The organism is Dietzia sp. SLG310A2-38A2, from assembly GCF_014145095.1.
Taxonomy (GTDB): domain Bacteria; phylum Actinomycetota; class Actinomycetes; order Mycobacteriales; family Mycobacteriaceae; genus Dietzia.
The window spans coordinates 1-3,676 of the sequence record NZ_JAALDX010000340.1; the positions used below are offsets into that span (position 1 = coordinate 1).

Sequence of the window (3,676 nt, forward strand, 5' to 3'; positions counted from 1 at the left end):
CCACCGGCGGGTACGGGTCGAACGTCCGGACGTCCTCCGTGGTCCACCCGTCGACGAAGCGTTCGTCGAGGGGCGCACCGTCCCGTTCGAGCCGGTACGGACCGGGCACGTCCGCGCGGGCCAGGGTCCACACGACCTGGGCGGCGAACTGCATGGTGGCCTGGCTGCTCAGCACCGGCAGGCCGGTGAAGTCAATGGAGGTGCCGCTCACCTCCTCCCCCTCGGCGGTCTCCTCGGGACGGACCGACATCGAGGTGGGGACCCGGGACAACACGGCGGACTCGAGCCCGGGGCGGGGCCCGGTGGCGAGCAGGTTGACAAGCGAGAAACCCAGGTCGGTGCGGTTCGCGGCCGTCCACCGCGAATCGGGGACCAGGGAGTCCCCGGAACCGGACAGGAAGAACAGGTCACGTTGGGCGTAGGTGGAGACGAACTCGGTCCGTTCGATCACGACACCCGGGGGCAGCTCGTCGATCCGCCACTGCCCGTCCTGCCGGGCGAGCCCTATCCTCACCTCGAGCTGGCCGAGGTCCTCCCTGAAGATCCCACCGGGGTCGAGCGAACCGACCTTCTCGGCGCGCAGCGTGTACTCCGCCCGGTCCGCACCCCGGCCGCCCTCCGCGCTGAGGTCCGCCCGGAGGACGATCGTCGTCTCCGCGGAGTCGTCCCATTCCTCCGCCGCCTCCGTTGTGAGGAACTGCCGGGCCGCCGCGTGGCGCTGGTCCGCGATCGCGGCCGCCTTGAGGAAGTCCCGGACGAGGAGGTCCGGCTCCTGGTCGGGCACCGGGGTGGGAGCGGCCAGTCCGGCCCCGGACGGGGCGAAGGTGTCGATGACCTGGGGGGACGACGACGAGGGGAGCGTCGCGCATCCGGTCGCACCGAGCGCGGCCACGCAGACGATCGCCACCGTCGCGACCAGTGCCCGCACGCGGTTCACGAGCGGGCCTCCTCGGTCCCGGGGACGCGGTCCAGCGGTGTCGGCGAACCTGTGCGCACCAACCGCGCCTCGTCCTCCGGAGTCAACGGCAGCGGGCTCGAGGTGAGGGTGCCCCCGTGGCGCCGGGGGATGGTCAGGCGGAAGCACGACCCCTCCCCGGGGCTCCCCCAGCAGTCCAGCCGGCCGCCGTGCAGCTTGGCGTCCTCGAGCGCGATCGCCAGACCGAGCCCTGTCCCGCCCGACCGACGGACCCGGGAGGGATCCGCCCGCCAGAAGCGGTTGAACACCAGCGATTCCTCGCCGGGTTTGAGCCCCACGCCGTGATCGCGCACCGAGACCGCGAGGGCTGCCTCGGACCCTCGGAGGGTCACCCGCACGGGCTTGGACTCCGAATGGTCGAGCGCGTTGGCCACCAGATTGCGCAGGATGCGCTCCACACGTCGGGAGTCCACCTCGGCCACCACCGGCTCGGCCGGCATGTCCAGCTCGACCTGGACGCCCGCGGACTCCGCGATGTGCGACACGGTGGACACCGCGTCCTCGACCGCACCCCGCACGTCCAACGCGGTCACCGACAGCTCCGCCATACCGGCGTCGTGGCGGGAGACCTCCAGGAGGTCGGTGAGCAGGCTCTCGAACCGGTCGAGCTCGGACTCCAACAGCTCCACGGCTCGCTTGGTCGGGGGATCGAGGTCTCCGGCGGAGTCGGAGATGATGTCCGCCGCCATCCGGACCGTGGTCAGCGGCGTACGCAGCTCGTGGGAGACGTCCGAGGTGAAGCGCTTCTGGAGGTCGCCGAACTCCTCGAGCTGCGTGATCTGGTCGGACAGGCTCTGCGCCATGTCGTTGAACGCCATCGCCAGTCGGGCGACGTCGTCCTCTCCCCGGATCACCATCCGTTCCTTGAGGTGGCCGTTGGCGAACCGCTGCGCGATCGACGCCGCCTGGCGGACCGGCAGCACGACCTGTCGTGCGACCATCCACGCGATGGCCGCGCTGAGCACGATGATCGCCAGGCCGGCGGTCGCGACGATCCCGCGCATGATCCCGAGAGTCTGTTCCTCCGCGATGAGCGGATAGACCAGGTAGAGCTCGAGCCCGGGGATCGAGGAGTCAGTCGGTGTGCCGATGATCAGCGCCTTGGCGGGCTCGCCCCGGAAGTCGACGGTGACGTACTGGTAGGCGACCCGGCCCCGCTGGACCAGCGACTGCAGCTCCGGGGGCACCTGCGAGTCCGCCGGGCTGACGACCTGGCCGCGGCCCGTCTGGTCGGGCACCACGAGGATCGGGTCGAAGGTGCCCGCGTGCACCGACTCCCCGTCGGAGGCGATGCCCCGCTCCCCCAGTGCGCTGCGCGCCTGGTCGAGACGGGACTGCTCACTTGTGCCCTCGTCGGTCGCGGCGATCTGCGCCTCGACGGTGACCCGGAGCCTGCCCGCCTGCTCGACCGCGGCGTCCAGTTTGGTCGAGAGCAACTGTGCGGCCATCTGGCTCTGCAGCATGAACGCGATCGTGAGGATCACGCCCATGGACAGTGCCAGGGTGGAGGTGACCACCCGGAGCTGGAGGGACCGCCGCCACATGCGCGCGAACCGCATCCCCAGGACGGTGAGGTCGAGGTCCCGGATCCGCTCCACGAGGGTCGACGACGAGTCGGCCACGTCCCGGGTGTCGCGCTCGTCGCCGGAGGACGCCGCCGCGTCGTCCGGGCGACGTGCGGTCACGAGACCGGACCGGCCTTGTACCCGACGCCGCGCACGGTGAGGACGACCTCGGGGTTCTCCGGGTCCTTCTCGATCTTCGCGCGCAGGCGCTGGACGTGGACGTTGACCAGCCGGGTGTCGGCCGAGTGACGGTAGCCCCAGACGTGTTCGAGGAGGACCTCGCGGGTGAAGACCTGGCGGGGCTTGCGGGCGAGCTCCACGAGCAGGTCGAACTCCAACGGCGTGAGCGGGATCGGCGTGCCCTCACGCGTCACGGTGTGGGCGGGCACGTCGATGGTCACGTCCCCGATGTGCAGGAGTTCGCTCGGCTCGTCCTCACCCCGACGCAGCCGCGCCCGGATACGGGCCACGAGCTCCTTGGGCTTGAACGGCTTCATGATGTAGTCGTCGGCTCCGGACTCCAACCCCAGGACCACGTCCACGGTGTCCGTCTTGGCCGTGAGCATGACGATCGGCACCCTGGACTCACCGCGGATGTCCCGGCACACGTCGATCCCGCTCCGGCCCGGGAGCATGAGGTCGAGCAGGACCAGATCGGGCTGGACCGCCCGGAAGGTCTCGATGGCCTGGACGCCGTCGCCCACGACCTCGGTCTCGAACCCCTCGCCCCGCAGGACGATGGTGAGCATCTCTGCCAGTGCGGCGTCGTCGTCGACGACGAGGATCTTCGGGGTCATTGTCACCACTTGTGTCGGCGTGAGTGTCGGCATGTGTCCATGGAGACCTTACCCGGCCGCACCGACGAGCCGGACCCACGGCTCGGCCAGGTGGACGAGAAATCGGTGGTCGAGGACCCGGGGGCCGCGGGCCACGAAGCCCACAACCCGGGCGCCGACAACTCAGGCGTCGGTCACTCGGGAGCCGACCACGAGGTCCGCCAGCTGCCGCACGTCGGGGTCGACGCCCAGCACCCGCCAGGGCGAGCGCCACGCGGAGGCGGCGAGCCGACGGTAGGTCTCCCCCGTCGCGACCTGGAGGGCCGCGTCCCTCTCGTAGCGGTCCCGGGTCCGACCCG

Annotated in this window: 3 protein-coding genes and 1 pseudogene; all 4 read right to left on the reverse strand. The window is 71.0% G+C overall.

Annotated elements, in window-relative coordinates; genetic code table 11:
* Nucleotides 1-937: GerMN domain-containing protein (locus G6027_RS12265; RefSeq protein ID WP_182637427.1), on the reverse strand; the 937-nt coding region annotated here is incomplete at its 3' end.
* Nucleotides 934-2,661, reverse strand: coding sequence for an MtrAB system histidine kinase MtrB (mtrB, locus tag G6027_RS12270; RefSeq protein ID WP_182637428.1), 1,728 nt, complete (start codon nt 2,659-2,661; stop codon nt 934-936). The genes mtrB and G6027_RS12265, both read right to left, overlap by 4 nt.
* Nucleotides 2,658-3,347, reverse strand: a complete 690-nt coding sequence (gene mtrA, locus G6027_RS12275; RefSeq protein WP_179526178.1) for an MtrAB system response regulator MtrA — start codon at nt 3,345-3,347, stop codon at nt 2,658-2,660. Before mtrA ends, mtrB begins: the two co-directional genes overlap by 4 nt.
* Nucleotides 3,348-3,500: 153 nt before the next feature.
* Nucleotides 3,501-3,676, reverse strand: a pseudogene (locus G6027_RS18875) (dTMP kinase); the annotation flags it as partial.